Source organism: Streptomyces pyxinicus, from assembly GCF_024753135.1.
GTDB lineage: Bacteria > Actinomycetota > Actinomycetes > Streptomycetales > Streptomycetaceae > Streptomyces > Streptomyces pyxinicus.
Genome location: NZ_JANUGP010000001.1, coordinates 568,642 through 588,973, shown reverse-complemented (window position 1 = coordinate 588,973; position 20,332 = coordinate 568,642). Strand labels below are relative to the sequence as shown.

Below are 20,332 nucleotides of genomic sequence, written 5' to 3'. Positions count from 1 at the left end.
GGCGTGCTTCGGGCAACGGCGTCGGCTCGACCACCCGCGTGCTCGCGCCCCTGCCGCCGGGCCTCGCGCCGGTGCTTTCCCGCATCGGAGCCGTCTCGTCGGCGTCGACGGCGATGTCCTCCTCGCCATACCGCGCCGGCGCCCGCAGCAGCAGGGGGCCGCCCCCGCTGAACGTGCCCGCGGAGGCCGCCGGGCGGGCTATGCCGCGTACGATGCCGGCCGGTGCCGTGGGCAGGACACCGTGGGCCAGGCCCCGGTCGAAGGACGGGTCGCGCCAGGCCGCGAGGCCCGCGCGGAAGACGAGGCCGTCGCTGACGGCCAGCGGGGCCCGCGAGAGGGTGAGGTCCGGCGCGGCGACGGAGCGCCAGCCGCCGTCCCAGCCCGCCGGCACGGTCGTCGTTCCCGGCTCACCGGCGCCGGGGACGGAGGTCACTCCGGCCGGGCTCTCGGCGCGGCGCGGGCGGCGCCACCTGTCCCGCCATGCCATGTGCTCAACCGCCTTCGTTCACGCGGGTGTTGATGCGGGCGATCTCGGTCACCCACTGCTGGCGCTCGCCGTGCGGGAGGTCGATGATCTCGTCCAGGGGCCAGTGGAAGTGGTAGGCGATGTACGCGATCTCCTCCCGCAGCCGGGGGAGGGCGTACGTCACGATTCCCCCAGGCGCCCACCCGAGAGGTCGACCTCGAAGCCGCCCTCGCAGTGCGGGCAGGTGACGGCGGCCCGGGTGTGCCCCTCGCTGTTGACGCGCCGGTAGAAGTCCTGGAGGAAGGCCACGTCGGTGGCGTACATCCGCTCCACGACCCCGGCGTGCACGTCGGTGATCGTGCCGAGGCGGGTGATCACCTGGCTGAGCAGCACCACGCTCAGGTACGCCGGGTTCTCCTTGACGCGCAGGTCGATCTGGGGCCGTAGCTCGTCGCGGGCCGTGGCCAGGCGCATCGCGCCGTGCCGGTGCAGTGTGCCCGCCTCGTCCACGTACCCGCGGGGCAGCTCGAACTCGAACTCGGTGCGCAGCCCGTGGTCCCGACCGGACGGGGGAGCCGGAGCGGCGGCGGGGGCGGCGGGGCGGGGAGCCGTCGCGTCCGCCGTGGGGGCGGTGGCCTGGAGGATCTCCTCCAGGCTGCCCGCGGTCACCGTACGGCGCCTCATTCGACGACGATCTCCTCGAACACGATGGTCACGGACTCCGTCGCGGCGGCCGACTCGCCCGCCTTGAGCGAGGGGCCCTCCCACTTGGACGCCCAGCCCTGCATGAGCTGGATGCGGCGCACGGTCGCACCGGTGGAGTCCTTGATCTCGATGGTGAGGTTCTGCCGCGCGGTGTCCACCGCGCCGTTGTTCAGCGTTTCCTTGATCCACTTCGTGAACTCGCTGCTCTGGTCGAGCCCCCGGGTGATGGTGATCTCGCCGGCCTGCCGGGCGCCCGGCTGCTTGCGGATGATCTGCTTGCCCTCGGAGCTGACCTGCCGGACCTCGACGACCTCCTCCTCGACGGTCAGCCCGCTGATCTCCTGGATCGATTCGACCAGGTAACCGCCGAGCTGCACGCCGAAGATATGGGTGGAAAGAGCATCGCCCTCTGCCATGACTGCCTGTCACCTTTCGTAGGAGCCGATCGTCTGGACCGGCCGTCCGCGTCACTCGTCGACGAGGCTGGTGCTGTCGGAGAACTGGGCCAGCCGGAACACCACGAACTCGGCGGGCTTGACCGGCGACACGCCGATCTCGCAGACGACCCGGCCCTGGTCGATGGACTCCTGCGGGTTGTTGTCGCGGTCGCACTTCACGTAGAAGGCCTCCGCTGCCGTCCGCCCGAACAGCGCGCCCCGGCGCCACTCCTCGATGAGGAACGCGCTGACGTTGCGGCGGATGCTCGACCACAGCCGGTCGTCGTTCGGCTCGAACACCACCCACTGGGTGCCCAGGAGGATGGACTCCTCCAGGTAGTTGAAGAGCCGGCGCACGTTCAGGTACCGCCACGCCGGGTCGGAGGACAGGGTGCGGGCGCCCCACACCCGGACGCCGCGCCCCGGGAAGGCCCGGATGCAGTTCACGCCGATCGGGTTGAGCAGGTCCTGCTCCCCCTTGCTGAGCCGCAGCTCCAGGTCCACGGCGCCGCGCACGACCTCGTTGGCGGGCGCCTTGTGCACCCCGCGCTCGCCGTCGCTGCGCGCCCACAGGCCGGCGACGTGACCGCTCGGCGGGACCGTGGTGTTGCGTCCGGCGGCCGGGTCGAACACCCGGATCCAGGGGTAGTAGAGGGTCGCGTAGCGGGAGTCGTAGCCCGCCTCGTCGTTGCGCCAGGTGCGCACCTGCTGCGCGGACATGCCGGGCGGCGCGTCGAGGACGGCGACCCGGTCGCCCATCTGCTCGCAGTGCGAGATGACGGCCAGCTGGACGGTGCGCAGACCCTCGGCGTCGATGTCCCCGCGCTGGTAGGCGCTCATCAGGTCCGGTACGGCGACCATCGTGATCTCGTCGATGGTCTCCAGGCCGGCGAACCCGGTGCGGGCGTCCGCGTCACCGACGTACTCGCCCGGGTCGAGCCGGGCCACCTCGCCGGCCGGGGCGGTGGCGGGCGCGGCCGGGGCGTCGGGTACCGCCACGGTCTGCGCGGCCGGCCGGGTCTGGCTCGCGCCGCGCTGCTCGGTGACCTCGATCAGCTTTGAAGCGCGGACCTGGTTGACCAGATAGCCCTTGACGTTCCTGCGGGTCGAGGCGTCGTACGTCTCGGCCACCTGGTCGCCCTGGCGGACCAGCAGCCGGAAGCGGTCCTCGGACGGGCTCTCGCCCTCGGGGTCGGCCACCTCCACGGACACGCCGCTCACCCCGGGCCTGGCCGCGACGAGGAAGCCGCCCACCTCCACGGTCGGCGCCGGGCCGCCCTGCCGGCCGGTGTCGCCCCGCTCGGCGGCCGGGGCGGACGAGTCCTCGGCGGAGCCGCCGATGCGGACGATGTAGGCCGCGCCGCCGCCGTTGGCGAAGTAGCCGTAGACGGCGTGCGGCAGATAGGCGCCCCGGGTGAAGCCGCCGAACCCCTTTGTGTACTGGTCCCAGCTGGTGACCAGCGTCGGCTCGTGGAAGGGACCGTCCTCGGCGAAGCCGACGAACGCGGCGACGGCGGTGCCCACACCCTCGATGGGCCGAGCGCCGGACTGGACCTCCTCCACGTACACGCCTGGGGTGAGGTACGTCGGCATGCTCGCTCCTTCACGTCCTGCGGTGCGGGTCCCCCTCAGCCTTTCCTCCGGTCACCGTGGCCGACAGGGGACTTCGGGCCCTGCCCGGGGGCAACCGCCCTGCCCGTGCGGGCGGTCGCCGCGCACCCCGCGTGCAGGGTCAGCCGCCGGTGACCTGCGCCAGCCAGGGCCCGAACTCGGCCTCCAGGACCAGCCGGCCGAGCTTGCGGTACTCCTGGGCGATCGCCGTCACGAGCTGACGCATCGTCAAAGGCGTGCCGGACTCGGCCGACAGGTAGGCGGCCGTCACCGCGCAGGCCCGGATGGAGCCGCCCGCCAGCTCGAACCGGTCGGCGCAGAAGGCGAGATCGAGGTCGGCGGCGCGGGGCAGCCGTTCGCCCAGGCAGCGTTCCCACAGGGCGAGCCGCTGGGCCGCGTCGGGCACCGGGAAGTCCGCCACGACGTCCAGGCGCCGGGTGAAGGCCTCGTCCAGGTTGGCCCGCAGATTGGTGGTGAGCACGGCGATGCCGTCGAAGGACTCCATGCGCTGGAGCAGGTACGCCGACTCGATGTTGGCGTGCCGGTCGCGCGCGTCCTTCACCTCCGAGCGCTTGCCGAAGATCGCGTCGGCCTCGTCGAACAGCAGCACCGCGTTGACCGCCGACGCCTCCGTGAAGATCCGCTCCAGGTTCTTCTCGGTCTCCCCGATGTACTTGTCGACGACCGTGGACAGGTCCACCACGTACAGGTCCATGCCCAGGTCGGCGGCCACCACCTCGGCGGACATCGTCTTGCCGGTGCCCGACTCGCCCGCGAACAGCGCGATGACGCCCCGGCCCCGGCCGCCGCCGGGCCGCATCCCCCACTGCCCGAGGACCTGATCGCGGCGGCGGGCGCGCACCGCGAGTTCCCGCAGCCCGCGCAGCGCCGCCGCCGGCAGCACCAAGTCGTTCCAGCCCACCGCGGGCTCCACCCGGCGGGCCAGCCGGGCCAGCCCGGCGCCGTTCTGCGCCCGTACGGCGGCCCGCAGTTCGTCCGGTCCCACCGGCCGCCCGGCCAGCGCCGCCGTCCGCACCGCCGCCTCGGCGGCCCGCCGCACCTGCCCGGCGTCCAGCCGGTGCGCGGCGACGGAACGGGCGAGCGCGTCCACGTCCCCGGGCGCCGCGTCCTCCCCGGCCGCCGTCTCCAGCGCGTACCGCCACCGGGCCGCCTGGCCCTCGGGCGAGGCGGCGGCCACCGTCAGCGTCACCGGCGCCCGGGCCGCCCAGGCCGGGTCCCAGCCCTGCGAGCCGTACGTGAACAGGGGCAGCCCGGACAGCGCCGTACACACGGTGCGCAGGACGCGGGCCAGCTCGGACGGCTTGTCCGGCAGCGCGTCCAGCGGGCCGAGGACCACCCCGGCGCCCGTCAGCCGGGCCTCGCGGGCGGCCGTCGCGGCGAGTTCGGCGGGTTCGCCGCGGTGCCGGGCGAGCAGCGCCGCGTCCAGGACCAGCGGGCGCCGGCCGGACGCGCGCAGCGCGGCGTCGGCCAGGCCCTCGGGGGCACCGCCGCGGGACCGCAGGTGCACATGGCCGGTGCCTCCGGCGCACGCCGCGGCGGCCCGCCCGACCAGCGCGGCGTCGGCCGCCGGGTCGACGGTGTCCTCGCCGAGCACCTCCCGCAGCCGCGCGTCCGGCGCCGTGTCGCCCAGCAGATGGGCGGTGACCCGGTCCGGCACGGTCAGCACCCGGGACAGCGGCGGCCGGTCCTGCTCCCCGACCTCCAGCAGCCCGCCCGCGAGCAGCGGCGCGCCGGGCGAGAGCCGGAACCGGGCCGCCGACATCCCGCTGTGCCCGCACAGTTCGAGGGCGAGGCCGACGGTCGGGCGGCGGCGCGTCAGGTCGTCGTTGAGGTAGCCGTACAGCCGCTCGAAGCGGGCGTCCAGGTCCGGCGCCACGGCGACCAGGAGCAGGTCCACGTCCAGCGGCGCCAGGCCGAAGTCCCGGGCGAGGCGGTCCAGCGGGGAGCCCGGCGGCGGGTCCGCGGGCGGCAGCGGGGGCAGGGCGGGGCCGTCCGGCTCGTCGAGGATCCGCTCGGCCGCCTCCGGGGTGAGGTACTGCCCCCGGTAGGGGTCGTCCGGGTCCGGGTCGACGGCCCGGCGGGCGGCGACGGCCCGCCGTACCCGGTCCTCCACCGCCCGCAGCCGCGGCCACAGGAAGGGCACGTCGTCCGTGCCGGCCGGTGCGCCGGGCTCCACGGTGTACGTCACGGCTGCCGGTCCCCCCTGCGGCGGCGCGCGGGTGCCGGCCGGCGCTCCCGGGGGCCGCCGAAGCCCTCGTCGCCGGCGTCGCGGACCTCCGTGTAGCGCAGCCGGCGTGAGGAGTCCGGGTCCTGGGAGTGCGGCACGGAGCGGACCACCAGGCCCTCGGTGACCGGCGGCGCGGCGGCCCGCTCGATCCCGGCCAGCGGCGCCCGCACCCGGACCCCGAGCGACGGCTTCAGCTCGCCGCCGAGGGCGGACCACACGTCGGAGGCGGCCGGCGCGTCCAGGCCGGTGCCGCCCGCGTCCAGGCCCACGATCAGGCCGAGTCGAGCGAGCGAACCGGTCAGCAGGTCCGGCCCGAGGGTGTCGGTGGACACCAGGCAGGACAGCACCTGGGACAGCAGCCGGTGCTCGTCCTGCGGGCGGCTCGCCCACGCCGTCACCAGGTACGTCAGCTCGAACCAGCGCGCGGGGGAGCGCCGGGCGACGACCAGGCCGTCCTCGTCGTAGACCTCCCCGGCACTGCTGTTGCGCCGCGAGTTGTCCTCCCGGATGTCGTACAGGAACACGCAGACCGTGGGAGAGCTGCGGCGCGCCGCCCAGTCGCTGGTCGGCGCGTCGAAGGCGATCTCGACACCCGAGGCCGCGAGTCCGGCCCCGTCGAGCAGCCGGCGCAGCGCCTCGTCCACCTCGTGGATCACCGGCGGGTCACCTCGTCGGGCGGCTGCACGCTGCCGTTGACGACCAGGAAGTCCGTCTTCACCGGTGAGAAGCCGGGACCGCGCGCGGTGATGGTGCGCGGGCCCGTCTGGTCCTTGGCGAGGATCAGCAGCTGGCCGATGAACGTGCCGTCCGCCTTCGGCACCGTCGGCGCGGCGGCGGCGGTGATGCCGGGCCGCCAGCGGAACCGTACCGGCGCGCCGGGCGGGAAGTCCTTGCCGCGCACTGAGGTCACGAAGCCGGGCTTGCCGATCGGCGGCACCGCGACGATCCGCGGCTGGAGGACGCGCAGCCGCTGCCGGGCGGAGTTGTCGCCGAGGTCGGCGTCGGTGCCGGTGGTGGTCAGGGTGCCGGTGACCTGGCTGGTGAGCGCCTTCTTCGGGCTGAGCACGACCCGGACGACGGTACTGGCGCCCGGGGTCAGGTCGGGCAGCGCGCACACCCAGGACGCGTCGCAGCCCTCGGGCGGGCCGTTGTCCGGCACGCCGGCCGGCAGCCCGATGCGCAGCCGCAGCCCGGTGGCCAGCGCGTTACGACCGTTGCGGACGGTGTAGGTGACGACGACCCGGCCCCCCACGTAGCCGGGATTCGGCTGCGCGTCCACGCGCACCCCCGGTCCGGCCTGCGGCGCGGGGGGCTGAGGCGGCGGCGACGGCGGTGTGGTCGGCGGCCTGGGCGCGGTCGTGGTCGGCGTCGGGGTCGGGGTCGGCGGAGTGGGCGCCTCGCGCACCGGGACCACGGTCCGGTCGGCGTTGTCCGTGGGGTTGGGGTCGACGACGGCTCCGGTGACCGACCAGCCGACGGTCTGGTCGCCGACCGTGTTGCCCCGCAGCGTGACGGTCACCGGGACGGTGCCGCCGGGCGGCACCACCCCCAGGTCGCAGGTGAGCGCGGCGGTGTCGCAGGTGCCGCCCGGCGCGGTCAGACCGGTCACGGTGACGCCCAGCGGCGGCGCCACGGTGAGCCGGGTGCCGGGAGAGGCGGCGGGACCGTGGTTGACGACGTCGACCTGGACCTTGCCGGTACGCCCGACGGTGATCTGTCCCGAGGTGTCCGGCGCCTGCACCGCGAGGTCCACGGACTGCTGCACGCTCGGCTCCTTCTGCCGCCCCGGCAGGTCTTCGGTGAGCGGTGTCAGCACGCCCGAGCCGACGTCCACCAGACGCAGTTTCTCGGGGCTGTTGGCGGCCAACGCGGCCCGCGAGCTGATCACCAGGCTCTTGCCGTCGGCGGTCCACGCGGCGTCCCGGGGCTGGAACGGGCCGGTGGCCGAGGTGTCCGGCAGCTCCCGGCCGCAGGCGCCGGGCACCCCGTGCGCGGCGGCGGGCAGCAGCACCTCGCAGGCGTCGCCGGACACCGAGGTCAGCAGGAGGCCGTTGTGCTCGTCCACCCGGCCGCCGCCGTTCTTGCGGTTGAAGGCGATGGTCCGCCCGTCGGGGGAGAACGCCGGACTGTCGTCGATGACGTCGCAGGCGCCGGGGCAGTTGGTCGCGCTGAGGTCGCGCTGCCGGTCTAGGTGGTCCACCGGGACGGTCCAGATGTGCTTGTTGCCGCCGTTGCCGTCGATCACCTGGGTGCGGGTGAAGGCCAGCGTGGTGCCGTCGGACGACCAGGTGGGCTGGGCGTCGCTGCCCTGGGTCTGGCCGGCCGGCGGGGTGATCTCGCCGCGGATCGCCCCGGTGGCGACGTCCGCGACCAGTACCCGGCTGGGCCCCGCCGTGCCCCCGGTGCCGCCCGGCGAGGTCCGGGTGAAGGCGAGGAGCTTGCCGTCGGGCGACAGGGTCGGGTCGGTGTCCCAGTCCCGCTCCCCGCGCCCCGCCAAGGGCAGGACCCGTGGGTTCGCGCCGTCGGCGTCGGCGAGCCAGATCCGCTCGATCCGGGCGTCACCGGAGCCCTCGAAGCGGGTCAGCACGATCCCGCGGCCGTCGGGCGTGTAGTTCTGCCGCTCGGTCCACGGGTCGTACCCGGTGGCCGGCTGGAACAGCGGGTCCTTCGACGGGTCGGTGTTGGTGTCCGCCGCCGGGTCCTCGTTCAGGATGGTCAGCCCGAGGTCGCGCGGGTCGGAGCCGTCCTGGCGGACGTCCTGGAGGGTCACCGTGTGCGGGCCGGCGGCCGTCGTCCGGTCCACGACCGGCGTGCCGCCGTCGAGCGGGCCGAGCCAGGTGACCGTGCCGACCTCGCGGTCCTCGCTCAGCACCAGGGACGGTGTGTCGGCGGAGTGCGCCGGCACCCGGAAGACATGGTCCCAGTCGCCCTCGCAGTCGCAGGTGCGGTCGGGGCTGAGGAACAGCAGCCCGTCCCCGTCGGGCAGCCAGGCTGCCCCGTGGGTCCGCCACTCGGCCTGCGCACCGGCCAGCAGCGGCCCGCCGCCGCCCGCCGAACCGCTGGTCCAGCGCAGCCGGGGGCCGTCGGCGCCGGTGGCCGTGTAGGCGATGATGTCGCGGTTCTCGGCGTCGTCCACCGGGTTCCAGGCCGGCTCGCTCGCGGTCCCGTTCGCTGGATCCGTGACCCGCTGGGCGGTGCCGCCCGCCAGGGGCCGTACGTAGACCTGCTGCCCCACGGCCGCGTCGATGTCGCTGGAGTACGCCAGGCGCTGCCCGTCGGGGGAGACGGTCGGGCACTCCTCGTTCGCCGGGGTGTCGGTCAGCCGGGTCAGTCCCGTGCCGTCCGTGCGCACCAGCCACAGGTCGCGCTGGGTGCCGCCGCCGGTGCCGCCGGGCTCGGCCGAGTCGAACACCACCGACCGCCCGTCCGGGGTGAGCCGCGGGTGCGCCGCGTCCCGGCCGCTGGTCAGCCGTCGTACAGACCCGTCGGCGGCCCGCAGATAGACCTGCGGCTTCTTCTCGTCGCGCTTGGAGGCGAACACCAACTGGTCGCCCAGCGCGGAGGGTTGGACGTCGTAGTGCGTGGGGCCCGTGCCGAACAGGGGAGTGCTGGAGGTGGTCGTCACCACGCGTCCCAGGCTGCGGTGCCGGGTTCCCGCGTAGGCGACCCGGGTGCTGGTCGTGTCGGCCGCCGTCACCCGCGTCCCGGCGTCACGGGGCCCGGCCGCCGCGGTCACCGCCACCAGGGGGACCAGCAGCAGCAACGACATGCCGATCCGCCGCAGGCGGCGGGGGCCGCCGGATCCGTCCGTGCCCGTCACGGCCCACCTCACTGTCCGCGCACCACTGTCCGCACACCGTCTGCTGTCCGCACACCGTCTTCGCACATACGCCCGCCATCGTGGGTCCGGCCGCCCCGGCGCGGCAGGGCCGCCGGGACGCATCCGGGGGAAGCGCCGGGTGGGCTTTCGGGCAGTGCAGGCGCTCGTGACACCTCAACGGGTGTGTCAGATCAGCCCGTTGCGCAGCGCGAAGCCCACCGCGTGGGCGCGGTTGCGCAGTTCCAGCCGGGTGATCACCTCGTGCAGCACGTTCTTGACGGTGCGTTCGGAGTACGCGGTCTTGCGCGCGATCTCGGCCGTGTCCAGCCCCTCCGCCACCAGCCGCAGCATCTCCGCCTCGCGCGCGGTCAGCGTGGACAGCGACGCGGAACGCGGGTCGAGGGCGGAGCGTTGCAGGCTGCCGACGTGGTGGAGGAGCTTGGCGAGCAGGTCACCCGGCAGCACCCCCTCGCCGTTGGCGATCGCCAGCACCAGGCTCAGCAGCCGGTCCTGGTCGGCCTCGGCACGCCGTAACACCGCCGCGACACCGGACTCGATGGCGCGTTGCAGCGCGTCCCCGGACTCGAAGGTGCCGACCACGAGACCGGTGCGGGTCGCGGAGTTGTGGCGCAGTCGGTGCAGCAGGGCGAACGTCTCGTCGTCCACGGTGTCGACGGTCACCAGCGACACCTGCGCGTCGGCCGCGGCGGCGCCGTCGACCAGCTCGATCTCCGGGCGCTGGCGCAACTGGTGGACGACACCGACGTAGAGGACGGGGTCGGGGGCGTAGACGGTGACGGTCACCCGCTCCAGCCGCTGTGCGGGCCCCGACCAGTGGCCCGTGTGTGTCGTCCGGCCGGCGTGTGCGGTCCGGCTCGGGTCGGCCGTCGTGGCTGCCCGGGAGTGCGGTGCGGGGGTCGAGGGGGCGGGGCTGCTTGCCTGGGGGCAGGTCATGATCGTCAGTACCTGTTTCCGTGATGCGTGGGGGATCGACGGCGGGTGGGGGGACAGAGGCGCGTGTGTCACGAGGACACGTGCGTACGGTGACGGTGACACCGGCCGGCCCGTCAACGGCTCCACGGGCCGACGGCGCCCGGTCGGCGGGGAGTCGGTGAGCGCTGCCTGGGGCACCGGGGCTGCCCGGTGCCTTGCCCTCGCGCCTCTCGGAGCGCGCGGGGCGGCGTCATACGGTCACCGCGTGACGTCTCCAGCAGCCTCTTCCAGCCCCGGCGCGCCGGGTCTCGACATGCCGCCGGTGTCGGTGACACCCGGCACCCTCGCCACCACCACGCTGACCGTCCGCAACGACAGTGACATCGTCGAGGCCTACAGCCTGGAGGTCGTCGGCGACTGCGCGGCCTGGGCCACCGTGGAGCCCGCGCGGGTGTCCCTCTACCCGGGCACCTCCGAGACGGTGACGGTCCGTCTGGAGCCGCCGCGCTCGCCCGACGTCCGGTCCGGCGAGGTGCCGCTCGCCGTACGCGTGCTGCCCACGGAGCACCCCGAGGCGGTCCGGGTGCCCGAGACCACGGTGCACGTCGGGGAGTTCCGGCAGCTGCGCGCCGAACTGGCGCCGGGCCGCCGCCGGGGCTGGCTGCGCGGCCGGTACCGGCTGGCCGTGCGCAACGAGGGCAACTGCCCGGTCCCGCTGGGCTTCACGCCCGGGCAGCCGGGGGAGGAGCTGGGCTTCGCGTTCCGGCCGGTGACGCAGCGGCTGGAGCCCGGCGAGTCCGCCGAGGTGGGCCTGCGGGTGCGGACCGGGAAGCCGGTGTGGTTCGGCTCGCCCGTCGTCTGGCCGTTCACCGTGACCGCCGCCGAGACGGCCGAGGGCGCCGGACAGCCGGAGCGGGACGACATCGTACGCACCCAGCTGGACGCGGAGTTCGTCCAGATCCCCGTCTTCCCGAAGTGGCTGCTCGCCCTGCTCGCCGCGCTTCTCGCCCTGCTGCTGGCCTGGTTCACGCTGGTCCGGCCGGCGGTGCGCAGCGCGGCGAAGGACGCGGCCGACGAGGTCGTCCAGTCCCGGCCGACACCCGCCGGCCAGGAAGGCCAGGGCCAGGGCGCCGGGGGCGGCGCCGACCAGCCCGCCGGCGGCGCCGGTTCGAGCACGCGGCCCGGCGCGGGCGGTGGCGGAGCGGGCACCGGTACGGGTGACGGCACCGGCACGGGCACCGGCACCGGTTCCGGAGGGCAGCAGAGTTCCGCCACCATCGACCTCAAGACATCCGGCGGCCAGAACAAGACCGGCACCTACACGGTGCCCGAGGACAAGGTGTTCGGCGTCACCGACATCGTCGTCGCCAACTTCCAGGGCGACGAAGGGGTGTTGACCATCAACTTCGGCGAACGGAAGATCACGACGATCGCGCTGGAGACCTTCCGCAACCAGGACTACCACTGGGTCACCCCCATCAGGATCGCCGCGAAGGACACCGTGACCGCCCAGGTCACCTGCTCGAAACCGGGCACACCGGCTACGGGTATCCGTGCCCAGGAGTGCCACGAGGTACTCAACGTGAGCGGCGTGCTCAGCAGCACGCGGTGAAGTGAGCGGCACGGCCATGCTCGATCACCCGTGCCACGCTGCAAAGGGCCCGACCGGCCCGGCGTCCGGAAAACAGACCCGCGACGCCTTTGGCCGGATGCCCTCTTTGCGACCCTATGTTCCCACGCCGTCGACCGAATACCCTGCTCTGCGGCCGAATTGGCGCCCTATGTCCGGGACCGACTTTGGCCGGATGTCCCTCTCCGGCTCTCGCCCGGGGGACGCGTGCCGGGGCGGGCGGGTGTCAGACCGGCCGGTGCCGTCCCCGGCCGCGTTCGAGCGCTGTCCGCAGACCGCGTTCGAACGCCGGGTCGGCGCGGCGCCAGGCACCGATGCGGTGCGGGTGCACGCCCAGCAGCTGGGCCGCGCCCGTCAGCGTCGAGCCCATCCGGATCTGGGCGAGTACGGCACGCTGGGCGCGGGCGATCCCCTGCGCCGTGGCCTGGGCGACCGCGGCCCGGAAGGCCGGGTTGTTCCGCAGCCAGGAGGACAGCGTCGAGGCGGGGATGCCCAACACGTCCCGCGCCTGGCCCACTTCGGCCTCGCCGGTCCGCAGCAGGTCGAGCAACCGCACCTGGACCGAGGCCCGTTCCTCCGGCTTGCGGGTCCGTGTGACCGGAAGGGTGAGCGCGTCCGTGCCCCGCATGCCGGACGCGACGCGCTGGGCCAGGGTCTGTGCCGTGACGACGAAGCGCGGGTCCTCGGCCCAGGCGGCCGCGCTCTTCGTCTCGCCGAACGCGCTGATCTCGGCCTGCACCCGGCGTCTGCGCGAGCGCCCGAGTTCGGTGAGCGTCACCTCCAGTTCGGTGAAGGCCGGCGCGGCGCGCCAGGCGGCGAGTTGCTCGGGCACGGTGGCCGGCTGATCGCCGCGCAACAGGGCGAGCAGATGGGCGGCGGCGTCCTCGACCGCCCGGTCGGCCGGTGCCGGGGCGACGCGAGAAGCGGGTACGGGGGTGTCGTGTACGGCGGTGTCGCCTACGGTCGTGTCGTGTGAGGCGGTGTCGTTCCGGTCCGGTGTGCCGAGGGCCGGTGTGCCGAGGGCCTGTGTGCTGAGGTCCGGTTCGTCAGAAGTCTCAGAAGTCATCGCCCGCCCAAGGTAACCGGCGGACGGCCGGGGACGTCGGCCACTTCCCGCAACCTGCGGCACCGGGCGACCGGTCTGCCCGCCCGCTGCCCCGCCGGACCTTCTCCTCCCCGGGCGGGCGGGGCTAGGGTCCGTCCGGCGGACCGAAGGACGGGAGCGGCGCCGGGACCATGCGAAGGAGCACGGTGCGAGCACACAGGCGCGGGACGGAGCGGGACACCGGACACGGAGCCCCCACGACGGACACGGCGCGGCGGACCGGGGCGGCGGGGCCGTCGCTGCTGGCGCTCCAGCGGTCCGCGGGCAACGCGGCGGTGACCCGGCTGGTCGAGCAGACCCGGCAGGACGGGCCGGAGCGGGGCCCCCACACCGTCGTACAGCTCTCGCCCGAGACCTCGCGGCCGCCCTCGCGCGCCTCCCAGGAGTCACAGGAATCGCAGGCTTCGCAGCAGACCGCGGGCTCACAGGGGTCGGGCACGTCGGGGACGTCCGCCCACTCCCAGATGACGCCGGCCGACGCCGGTCAGATCAAGTTCACTCAGGACAAGGTCGAACTGCTGAACCGGATCGACCGGATCAAACCGCTGGCCGCGCAGCCCGGCTTCTGCTCCGGCGTCACGGCCCTTGCTGGACAACATCGAGCCGGCCCGGTGTGCAGGCGCACGTCCCCGAAGTCGGTGCCGAACCGGGACTCCATCTCCCCGCGCAGCGGCGCGTCCAGCGGCCGTCCGGCACCGCGCAGCACCCCGTGCACCGAGGACCGCCGCACGGCGCCGGCCGGCACGGCCCGCTGCTCCGGCGCCGCCGTGGGCTCCGGTGCGCGGCGGGTGGCCGCACCGGGCTCCCGTACGTCGTGCCGGTCCCGCCGTTCGTGTGTCGGCATCCCGCACCTTCCGTAGCCTGCCTCCACCAGTAGCGGCTCGGGCCGGCCGGTGCCACGGCGGCCGAGGCGCGGCCCGGGCAGACCGGCTGCCCGATCGTGCAGCGCCCGCCCGGGCCCCCGCCGGCCGTCACGCCCGGTTACGATGGCTGATCCCGCACTGTGGGCCGGGGTGGTGACGTGAGACGAGAGGCAGAGGACTCGTGGCTCCACTGAGAGAGGTCACCGCGACCCGGTACGTCGAACCCCTGCGGTCCGGCGGCTCGGTGCCCGCGGTCGTGGAGGCCGACGACCTCGGCACGTACGTCGTCAAGTTCACCGGTTCCGCGCAGGGACACAAGGCCCTGGTCGCCGAGGTGATCGTCGGGGAACTCGCCCGCGCGCTCGGCCTGCGCTTCCCCGAACTGGTCCTCGTGCGCTTCGATCCGGCCATCGCGGCGGACGAGCCGCACCAGGAGGTACGGGAGCTGCACGGCGCGAGCGCCGGGGTGAACCTGGGCATGGACTACCTGCCGGGCGCCCGCGACCTCACCCCGGACCTCGCGAAGGTGTTCCCGGTGGACCCGCGGGAGGCCGGCCGGATCGTCTGGCTGGACGCGCTGACCGTCAACGTGGACCGTACGGTGCACAGCTCCAACCTGATGGTGTGGCCCACGCTCGGCACCGTGCCGCCGCGGCTGTGGCTCATCGACCACGGCGCCGCCCTCGTCTTCCACCACCGCTGGGACACCACGGACCCGGGCCGGCGCTACGACTTCCGGCACCACGCGCTCGGCCCGTACGGCCCCGACGTCCGCGCCGCCGACACCGAACTCGCGCCGCGCGTCACCCCGGAACTGCTGCGCGGGATCGTCGCGCGGGTACCGGACGCCTGGCTGGCCGAGGACGCCGGCTTCGCCACCCCCGACGACGTCCGGGACGCCTACGTGGACTACCTGCTGGCCCGCGTCCGGCTCTCGGCCGACTGGCTCCCCGCCGACTTCCCGGCCCGCGAACAACTCGCCGCCGAGGAGGCCGCCCGCGCGGCCAGAACCCAGGCGGGCCGCCCGGCCTGGCTGAAACAGGTCCCGGACCTGCACGGCAGACCGGGAGTGGAACAGGACGGAACGGTGCACCTCGCATGACGGACGCACGAGGGGACGAGCCGGACGTATCTCGGCCAAGGGGGGACGCGGGGGAGTCCCGGCGGGTCGAGATCGAGTACTGCACCCAGTGCCGCTGGCTGCCCCGTGCGGCCTGGCTGGCCCAGGAACTCCTGACCACCTTCGAGGCCGAACTCACCGAACTGTCCCTCCGGCCCGGCACCGGCGGCGTCTTCGTCGTCCGCGTCGGTGACGAGGTGGTCTGGGACCGCAAGGAACAGGGCTTCCCGGAACCCACGGCGGTCAAGCGCCTGGTACGCGACCGAGTGGCCCCGGGCAAATCCCTGGGCCACTCGGAACGCACCGGGTGAGGCTCAGCCCCTGAGCTGCTCGTACGCCGGCAGCGTCAGGAAGTCGGCGTAGTCCTCGTCCAGGGAGACGCGCAGCAGCAGGTCGTGGGCCTCCTGCCAGTGGCCGGCCGCGAAGGCCTGCTCGCCGATCTCCTTGCGGATGGCGTCGAGTTCCGCGGCGGCGACCTTGCGGGCCAGCTCCGGGGTGGCCTTGTCGCCGTTCTCGAACTCGACGCCCGCGTTGATCCACTGCCAGATCTGGGAGCGGGAGATCTCGGCGGTGGCCGCGTCCTCCATCAGGTTGAAGATGGCGACCGCGCCGAGGCCGCGCAGCCAGGCCTCGATGTAACGGATGCCGACCTGCACGGCGTTGACGAGACCGGCGTACGTCGGCTTCGCCGCCAGTGAGTCGACGGCGATGAGGTCGGCGGCCTCGACGTGGACGTCCTCGCGCAGCCGGTCCTTCTGGTTCGGCTGGTCGCCGAGGACCCGGTCGAAGGACTCCATGGCGATCGGCACCAGGTCGGGGTGGGCGACCCAGGAGCCGTCGAAACCGTCGTTCGCCTCGCGATCCTTGTCGGCGCGGACCTTCTCGAAGGCCGTCCTGTTCACCTCGGCGTCGCGCCGGGACGGGATGAACGCCGCCATGCCGCCGATCGCGTGCGCGCCGCGCTTGTGGCAGGTGCGCACCAGGAGTTCGGTGTAGGCGCGCATGAACGGTGCGGTCATCGTGACCGCGTTGCGGTCCGGCAGGACGAACTTCTGCCCGCCGTCACGGAAGTTCTTGACGATGGAGAACAGGTAGTCCCAGCGGCCCGCGTTCAACCCGGCGGCGTGGTCGCGCAGTTCGTAGAGGATCTCCTCCATCTCGTACGCGGCCGTGATCGTCTCGATCAGCACGGTGGCGCGGACGGTGCCCTGCGGGATGCCGACGTGGTCCTGCGCGAAGACGAACACCTCGTTCCACAGCCGGGCTTCGAGGTGCGACTCGGTCTTCGGGAGGTAGAAGTAGGGGCCCTTGCCGAGGTCGAGCAGCCGCTGGGCGTTGTGGAAGAAGTAGAGGCCGAAGTCCACGAGGGCGCCCGGCACCGGGCGGCCGTCGGCGTCCACGAGGTGCCGCTCGTCCAGGTGCCAGCCGCGCGGGCGCATGACGACGGTGGCCAGCTCCTCGTCCGGGCGCAGGGCGTACGACTTTCCGGTGCGCTCGTCCGTGAAGTCGATGTTCCGGGTGTAGGCGTCGATCAGGTTGCGCTGGCCGAGGACCACGTTCTCCCAGGTGGGCGCGGAGGCGTCCTCGAAGTCGGCGAGCCAGACCTTCGCGCCGGAGTTGAGGGCGTTGATGGTCATCTTGCGGTCGGTGGGGCCGGTGATCTCGACGCGCCGGTCGTTCAGCGCGGCCGGGGCCGGGGCGACCCGCCAGGAGTCGTCCGCGCGGATCGCGGCGGTCTCCGGGAGGAAGTCGAGGGTGGAGGTGCGGGCGATCTCGGCGCGGCGCTCGGCCCGGCGGGCGAGGAGTTCGTCACGGCGCGGGGTGAACCGCCGGTGCAGCTCCGCCACGAAGGCGAGCGCGGCGTCCGTGAGGACCTCTTCCTGCCGGGGCAGGGGCTCGGCGTCGACGATGGCCAGCGGGGACGGCGCTGGTGCGGACATGAGCTGTCACTTCCTTCAGCGGTGGCACCGGGTGCCGGACGGCACGTAGCGGGCATTCGGCGCCGACTGTGCGGTCCGGCGCTTCTGAACAGTGGATACTAGTTTCCTCATCGTGGAACTTCAATGGTTTGTTGACGTCGAGATTCTCCGGGTCGAGGAAAGGTGGCGCCGCGTGCCACCCCGCTCACTCCAGGTGGCTCAGGTCGGCCTCGGTGTCGATGTCGTACGGCTCGGCCACGTCCCCGCACTCCACGAGCCGGACCCGGCCTTCGTGTTCCCGCAGATAGGCGCGGGCCCCGCGGTCCCCGGTGGCGGTCGCGAGGATGCCCGCCCAGTGGGCCGCGCCGAACAGCACCGGATGGCCCCGCGTCCCGTCGTAGGCGGCCGACACCAGCGAGTCCTCGCCCTCGTAGGCGGCGAGCACCCGGGCCACGGCTTCGGGTCCGATGCCGGGCTGGTCCACCAGGCTTACCAGCGCCACGCGGGCACCCGTGCCGGCGAGCGAGGCCAGCCCCGCGCGCAGCGACGAGCCCATGCCCTCCGCCCACTCCGGGTTGTCCACGAGCACGCAGCCGCCCAGCTCGGCGCGGGCCCGCACCTCCTCGGACCGGGCGCCCAGGACGACATGGATCCGCTCGCATCCGGCCGCCCGCAGCACCCCGGCCGCGTGCTCGACCAGCGGACGCCCCCGGTGCTCAAGCAGCGCCTTGGGCCGTCCGCCGAGCCGCCTGCCCCCGCCGGCGGCGAGCAGCAGCCCGGTGACCTCCGCCCGATGATCCTTCTTGACCGTCATGCCTCCTGCATACCCGACGGCGGAGCGAGCGGCCGGGTTCCCGGGCCGCGATTCCGTTGGGCTGAATTTCGGTCCGCGCTGTGGCGGTCCGGCACGGGGTGGCGTTTACTGACCCGCGCATGACGGGGTGTGAGGGGGAGGGCTGTGTTGCGGAGCTTGGGGCAGCGGCCGGTGACCGGCAGCGACGAGGATCCGAAAGTGACGGGACTGCGCACCGCGGTCTCCCGCCTGCGCCGCCAACTCGCGGCACTCCCGGCCGAGTTCCCCGACCGGGGCATAGCGGAGGACGAACTCGCCGCCCTCGCCGCGATGGCCACGGCCGACCCCCCGGAAATCCTCCGCCTACGCCGCTCCCTCCTCCTCGTCGCCGGCGCCATCGGCTCCGTCAGCGCCCTGTCCCACGGCCTGAAGGAGGTCCGGGAGGCGGTGGACCTCTTCGGCGGGCCGCCCCGGGGGTAATGGCCGTATCTCAGCGGAAAGCGTCGATGGTGCGGGCGACCCAGTCGCTGAAGGGGCGCGGGGCGCGGCCGAGGACGTGTGCCACGTCCGGACTGATCCGCAGTTCGGCCGGGTTCGGGGCGGAGATGATGTCCAGGGTGTCGTCCGCGAGTTCTGCCGGCACGAACCGGGTCATCATGACCTTGGCCTCGTCGCGGGTGAGTTCGTGGAACCGTACGGGCGAGCCGAGCGCGGTGGCGATCACTTCCGCCTGCTGACGTGGGGTGATCACCTCCGGCCCGGTCAGTTCGTACACCCCGCCGGTGTGCCGGTCGTCCAGCAGGCAGGCCGCCGCGACGTCGGCGATGTCCGACGGGTCGACAACCGGCACCCCCACGTCGCCGAAGGGCGCCGCGACCGTCCCCCGCGCGCGGACGGGCTCCGCCCAGGCCAGGGCGTTGGAGGCGAAACCACCCGGTCGCAGGACGGCCCAGTCCAGGCCGGACTCCCGCAGAGCGTCCTCCACCGTGCGCATCGCGACCCGCGACGGGCCGAGCGGCCTGGTCGCCACGCCCTGCGAGGACAGCAGCACGACCCGGCGGACCCCGCCAGCCGCGGCAAGGTCGATGATGTCGGCCGGCCTGGCCTCGGGTGCGTGGAGGTCGCCGGACAGCAGGAGGAACAGCGCCTCCGCCCCCTCCAGCGCGGGTGCGAGGCTTGCCGGCTCGGCCAGGTCGGCGGCCACGTGCCGGACTCCGGCCGGCATCGCGACGGTGTGCCGCGACACCGCCGTCACCTGCTCGCCGGCCTCCGCCAGGGCCCGCGTCAAAGGCCGTCCCACATTCCCGGTAGCTCCGGTCACCACGATCATGTTCAGCTCCTGATCCGCTGTGCGATGAGGTCACTGACGCTAGGAGGCCGGGTTACTTTTCGTAAGGGCATACCCAGAGGTAAGCTCCGGACGTGAAGGAAGGTGCGCAGTTGACGCAGGCCGAGTCGGGCAGCCGGTATGACGTGCTTCACACCGACTGCCCCGCGCGGGACATGGTCGACCACGTGACCAGCAGGTGGGGTGTCTGGGTGCTGATCTCCTTGCGGAGCAACGACCTTCGGTTCTATGAGTTGCGCGACAGCATCCAGGGCATCAGCGAGAAGATGCTCACTCAGACCCTGCGCGCGCTGGTCCAGGACGACCTGGTCCACCGGGAGGTCGAGCCGACGACACCACCTCAGGTCACCTACGGGCTCACCGAGTTCGGCCGGAACGTCAGCGAGCCGCTGACGGACCTGTTCCACCGGATCACCCAGCGGCTGTCACAGCGCGGCCCGGAATAGAGAGGCAGCGGTCGGCCTGCCGTTCCCCCGCCGGGCGCCGCAGCGTCAGGCCCCCGAACTCGCCAGCGCCTGGGACAACTCGGCGGCGATCTGCTGGAGTACCGGCACGATCTTGTCGGTCGCGGCTTCCGTCACCCGGCCGGCGGGTCCGGAGATGGAGATCGCCGCGGCCGTGGGGGAGTCGGGCACGGAGACCGCGAGGCAGCGGACGCCGATCTCCTGTTCGTTGTCGTCGACGGCGTATCCCGCGCGCCGTACGTCCTCCAGCGCCGCCAGGAAGCCCTCGGGCGTGGTGATCGTCTTCTCGGTGGCCGCCGGCATGCCCGTACGGGACAGCAGGGCCCGTACCTCGTCGTCCGGCACGCCCGCCAGCAGCGCCTTGCCCACCCCGGTGGAGTGCGGCAGCACCCGGCGGCCCACCTCCGTGAACATCCGCATCGAGTGCTTGGACGGCACCTGCGCCACATAGACGATCTCGTCGCCGTCCAGCAGTGCCATGTTCGCCGTCTCGCCGGTCTCCTCCACCAGCCGGGCGAGATACGGCCGCGCCCAGGTGCCGAGCAGCCGGGCCGCGGACTCGCCGAGCCGGATCAGCCGGGGGCCGAGCGCGTAGCGCCGGTTCGGCTGCTGCCGTACGTACCCGCAGGCGACCAGCGTGCGCATCAGCCGGTGGATGGTGGGCAGCGGCAGCCCGCTGGTCGCGGACAGCTCGCTCAGGCCGACCTCGCCGCCCGCGTCCGCCATCCGTTCGAGCAGGTCGAAGGCGCGCTCCAGGGACTGGACCCCGCCGCCGGCGGAGGGTTTGGCGGAGTCGGTGGTGCTGGCGCTGGACGTCGGCACGGCACGTTCCTTTCGGGGCTGGCGGGAGAGCAGAAGCCTACCCGGCAG

Annotated in this window: 19 protein-coding genes and 1 pseudogene; 5 read left to right on the top strand and 15 right to left on the bottom strand. The window is 73.7% G+C overall.

Going from position 1 to position 20,332, the window contains the following annotated elements; translation table 11 throughout:
- From NX794_RS02565 to NX794_RS02525, 9 genes and pseudogenes are all read right to left on the bottom strand, one after another.
- Positions 1-487 (bottom strand): annotated as a pseudogene (locus NX794_RS02565) (hypothetical protein); the annotation flags it as partial.
- 4 nt (positions 488-491) lie between these two features.
- A complete protein-coding gene (locus NX794_RS02560; RefSeq protein WP_258776377.1) occupies positions 492-650 on the bottom strand; it encodes a DUF6760 family protein in 159 nt (52 codons plus the stop codon).
- Entirely contained in the window at positions 647-1,150 is a 504-nt protein-coding gene (locus NX794_RS02555) for a zinc-ribbon domain-containing protein (RefSeq protein ID WP_258776376.1), read from the bottom strand. The genes NX794_RS02560 and NX794_RS02555 overlap by 4 nt, the downstream gene beginning before the upstream one ends.
- Entirely contained in the window at positions 1,147-1,587 is a 441-nt protein-coding gene (locus NX794_RS02550) for a phage tail protein (protein ID WP_258776374.1), read from the bottom strand. The genes NX794_RS02555 and NX794_RS02550 overlap by 4 nt, the downstream gene beginning before the upstream one ends.
- A 51-nt stretch (positions 1,588-1,638) precedes the next feature.
- The gene (locus tag NX794_RS02545) at positions 1,639-3,201 is read right to left on the bottom strand and encodes a phage tail sheath family protein (protein WP_258776373.1); all 1,563 of its coding nucleotides are present in this window, start codon (positions 3,199-3,201) and stop codon (positions 1,639-1,641) included.
- 139 nt (positions 3,202-3,340) lie between these two features.
- Positions 3,341-5,428 (bottom strand): ATP-binding protein, encoded by a 2,088-nt coding sequence (locus NX794_RS02540; RefSeq protein ID WP_258776372.1) that lies wholly within the window; start codon positions 5,426-5,428, stop codon positions 3,341-3,343.
- Positions 5,425-6,123: a Pvc16 family protein gene (locus NX794_RS02535; protein WP_258776371.1), complete on the bottom strand. Its 699-nt coding sequence runs from the start codon at positions 6,121-6,123 to the stop codon at positions 5,425-5,427. The genes NX794_RS02540 and NX794_RS02535 overlap by 4 nt, the downstream gene beginning before the upstream one ends.
- Positions 6,120-9,236: a hypothetical protein gene (locus tag NX794_RS02530; protein ID WP_258776412.1), complete on the bottom strand. Its 3,117-nt coding sequence runs from the start codon at positions 9,234-9,236 to the stop codon at positions 6,120-6,122. Before NX794_RS02530 ends, NX794_RS02535 begins: the two co-directional genes overlap by 4 nt.
- Before the next feature lie 237 nt (positions 9,237-9,473).
- Positions 9,474-10,241 (bottom strand): helix-turn-helix transcriptional regulator, encoded by a 768-nt coding sequence (locus NX794_RS02525; RefSeq protein WP_258776370.1) that lies wholly within the window; start codon positions 10,239-10,241, stop codon positions 9,474-9,476.
- Between the two features lie 292 nt (positions 10,242-10,533).
- On the opposite strand from NX794_RS02525, the gene NX794_RS02520 reads away from it, so the two are divergent.
- The gene (locus tag NX794_RS02520) at positions 10,534-11,832 is read left to right on the top strand and encodes a COG1470 family protein (RefSeq protein WP_258776411.1); all 1,299 of its coding nucleotides are present in this window, start codon (positions 10,534-10,536) and stop codon (positions 11,830-11,832) included.
- Positions 11,833-12,076: 244 nt separating this feature from the next.
- On the opposite strand, the gene NX794_RS02515 is transcribed toward NX794_RS02520, so the two are convergent.
- Together NX794_RS02515 and NX794_RS36010 are read right to left on the bottom strand one after the other, a co-directional pair.
- Entirely contained in the window at positions 12,077-12,916 is an 840-nt protein-coding gene (locus tag NX794_RS02515) for a hypothetical protein (protein WP_258776369.1), read from the bottom strand.
- A gap of 538 nt (positions 12,917-13,454) precedes the next feature.
- Entirely contained in the window at positions 13,455-13,613 is a 159-nt protein-coding gene (locus tag NX794_RS36010; protein ID WP_428985837.1) for an eCIS core domain-containing protein, read from the bottom strand.
- Between the two features lie 395 nt (positions 13,614-14,008).
- Here NX794_RS36010 and NX794_RS02505 point away from each other — a divergent pair, with 395 nt between their 5' ends.
- On the top strand, positions 14,009-14,920 hold the full coding sequence (locus NX794_RS02505; protein WP_258776410.1) for a HipA family kinase: 912 nt from the start codon (positions 14,009-14,011) through the stop codon (positions 14,918-14,920).
- Complete coding sequence (locus NX794_RS02500; protein ID WP_258776367.1) at positions 14,917-15,249, top strand: Rdx family protein; 333 nt, start codon at positions 14,917-14,919, stop codon at positions 15,247-15,249. The genes NX794_RS02505 and NX794_RS02500 overlap by 4 nt, the downstream gene beginning before the upstream one ends.
- A gap of 3 nt (positions 15,250-15,252) precedes the next feature.
- Here the strand turns inward: NX794_RS02500 and aceB are convergent, their stop codons facing one another.
- Together aceB and NX794_RS02490 are read right to left on the bottom strand one after the other, a co-directional pair.
- The gene (gene aceB / locus NX794_RS02495; RefSeq protein ID WP_258776366.1) at positions 15,253-16,878 is read right to left on the bottom strand and encodes a malate synthase A; all 1,626 of its coding nucleotides are present in this window, start codon (positions 16,876-16,878) and stop codon (positions 15,253-15,255) included.
- A 184-nt stretch (positions 16,879-17,062) separates the two neighbouring features.
- Complete coding sequence (locus NX794_RS02490) at positions 17,063-17,671, bottom strand: nucleotidyltransferase family protein (protein ID WP_258776364.1); 609 nt, start codon at positions 17,669-17,671, stop codon at positions 17,063-17,065.
- 144 nt (positions 17,672-17,815) lie between these two features.
- Here NX794_RS02490 and NX794_RS02485 point away from each other — a divergent pair, with 144 nt between their 5' ends.
- Complete coding sequence (locus NX794_RS02485) at positions 17,816-18,130, top strand: DUF5955 family protein (RefSeq protein WP_258776363.1); 315 nt, start codon at positions 17,816-17,818, stop codon at positions 18,128-18,130.
- Between the two features lie 10 nt (positions 18,131-18,140).
- On the opposite strand, the gene NX794_RS02480 is transcribed toward NX794_RS02485, so the two are convergent.
- A complete protein-coding gene (locus NX794_RS02480; protein ID WP_258776362.1) occupies positions 18,141-18,980 on the bottom strand; it encodes an SDR family oxidoreductase in 840 nt (279 codons plus the stop codon).
- Positions 18,981-19,072: 92 nt separating this feature from the next.
- On the opposite strand from NX794_RS02480, the gene NX794_RS02475 reads away from it, so the two are divergent.
- Entirely contained in the window at positions 19,073-19,444 is a 372-nt protein-coding gene (locus tag NX794_RS02475) for a winged helix-turn-helix transcriptional regulator (protein WP_258776361.1), read from the top strand.
- 45 nt (positions 19,445-19,489) lie between these two features.
- On the opposite strand, the gene NX794_RS02470 is transcribed toward NX794_RS02475, so the two are convergent.
- On the bottom strand, positions 19,490-20,284 hold the full coding sequence (locus NX794_RS02470) for an IclR family transcriptional regulator (RefSeq protein WP_258776360.1): 795 nt from the start codon (positions 20,282-20,284) through the stop codon (positions 19,490-19,492).
- Positions 20,285-20,332 lie beyond the last annotated feature (48 nt).

What these genes read in the sequence shown, in the direction of transcription:
- NX794_RS02520 (WP_258776411.1), top strand. Translation starts at nt 10,534, where the DNA reads ATGCCGCCGGTGTCGGTGACACCCGGCACCCTCGCCACCACCACGCTG.
- NX794_RS02525 (WP_258776370.1), bottom strand. Translation starts at nt 10,241, where the DNA reads ATGACCTGCCCCCAGGCAAGCAGCCCCGCCCCCTCGACCCCCGCACCG.
- NX794_RS02545 (WP_258776373.1), bottom strand. Translation starts at nt 3,201, where the DNA reads ATGCCGACGTACCTCACCCCAGGCGTGTACGTGGAGGAGGTCCAGTCC.
- NX794_RS02530 (WP_258776412.1), bottom strand. Translation starts at nt 9,236, where the DNA reads ATGTCGTTGCTGCTGCTGGTCCCCCTGGTGGCGGTGACCGCGGCGGCC.
- NX794_RS02515 (WP_258776369.1), bottom strand. Translation starts at nt 12,916, where the DNA reads ATGACTTCTGAGACTTCTGACGAACCGGACCTCAGCACACAGGCCCTC.
- NX794_RS02500 (WP_258776367.1), top strand. Translation starts at nt 14,917, where the DNA reads ATGACGGACGCACGAGGGGACGAGCCGGACGTATCTCGGCCAAGGGGG.
- aceB (WP_258776366.1), bottom strand. Translation starts at nt 16,878, where the DNA reads ATGTCCGCACCAGCGCCGTCCCCGCTGGCCATCGTCGACGCCGAGCCC.
- NX794_RS02550 (WP_258776374.1), bottom strand. Translation starts at nt 1,587, where the DNA reads ATGGCAGAGGGCGATGCTCTTTCCACCCATATCTTCGGCGTGCAGCTC.
- NX794_RS02490 (WP_258776364.1), bottom strand. Translation starts at nt 17,671, where the DNA reads ATGACGGTCAAGAAGGATCATCGGGCGGAGGTCACCGGGCTGCTGCTC.
- NX794_RS02555 (WP_258776376.1), bottom strand. Translation starts at nt 1,150, where the DNA reads ATGAGGCGCCGTACGGTGACCGCGGGCAGCCTGGAGGAGATCCTCCAG.
- NX794_RS36010 (WP_428985837.1), bottom strand. Translation starts at nt 13,613, where the DNA reads ATGGAGTCCCGGTTCGGCACCGACTTCGGGGACGTGCGCCTGCACACC.
- NX794_RS02480 (WP_258776362.1), bottom strand. Translation starts at nt 18,980, where the DNA reads ATGATCGTGGTGACCGGAGCTACCGGGAATGTGGGACGGCCTTTGACG.